Annotated in this window: 1 protein-coding gene; it reads left to right on the forward strand. The window is 69.1% G+C overall.

Annotated features, from left to right (window positions below; translation table 11 throughout):
- Positions 1-201: 201 nt before the first annotated feature.
- Positions 202-963, forward strand: a 762-nt coding sequence (argH, locus tag L810_RS40795) for an argininosuccinate lyase (protein ID WP_042978238.1), incomplete at its 3' end; no start/stop codon positions are given.

Genomic DNA, 963 nt, shown 5'->3' on the forward strand with positions numbered 1-963 from the left:
CAGATCACGCTGAAGCCCGCGCACCGCGAAGACCTGAAGCTGGTCGTGCTCGTGCGCGACTGAACGGGCCGGCCCGCGCGGGCCACGGCCGGCGGGCCGCCGCGAACGGCTGCGCGCCGCGGCGGGCAGGCCCGCGAATGTTAGAATCGCGGGATTCCCTCGGCGGCGCACGCCGCCCAACATCCCCTTCGAAGAATCGCCATGACGTCCCAACTGCACAAAAAGGGCGAGGCCTGGTCGGCCCGCTTCTCGGAACCGATGTCGGAGCTGGTCAAGCGCTACACGTCGTCGGTGTTTTTCGACAAGCGCCTCGCGCTCGTCGACATCGCCGGCTCGCTCGCGCACGCGAACATGCTCGCCGCGCAGAAGATCATCAGCGCCGACGACCTGGCCGCGATCGAACGCGGGATGGCGCAGATCAAGGGTGAAATCGAGCGCGGCGAATTCGAATGGCAGCTCGACCTGGAAGACGTCCACCTGAACATCGAGGCGCGCCTGACCGCGCTGATCGGCGATGCCGGCAAGCGCCTGCACACGGGCCGCTCGCGCAACGACCAGGTCGCCACCGACATCCGCCTGTGGCTGCGCGGCGAGATCGACCGCATCGGCGGCCTGCTGAACGACCTGCGTGGCGCGCTGCTCGACCTCGCGGAACAGAACGCCGACACGATCATGCCGGGCTTCACGCACCTGCAGGTCGCACAGCCGGTCACGTTCGGCCACCACCTGCTCGCGTACGTCGAGATGTTCTCGCGCGACGCGGAGCGCATGCGCGACTGCCGCACCCGCGTGAACCGTCTGCCGCTCGGCGCGGCCGCGCTCGCCGGCACCAGCTACCCGATCGACCGCCATGCAGTGGCGAAGACGCTCGGCTTCGACGGCATCTGCGCGAACTCGCTCGACGCGGTGTCGGATCGCGACTTCGCGATCGAGTTCACCGCGGCGTCCGCGCTCGTGATGACG

This window comes from Burkholderia sp. AU4i (assembly GCF_000466765.1).
Classification (GTDB): Bacteria; Pseudomonadota; Gammaproteobacteria; order Burkholderiales; family Burkholderiaceae; genus Burkholderia; species Burkholderia cepacia.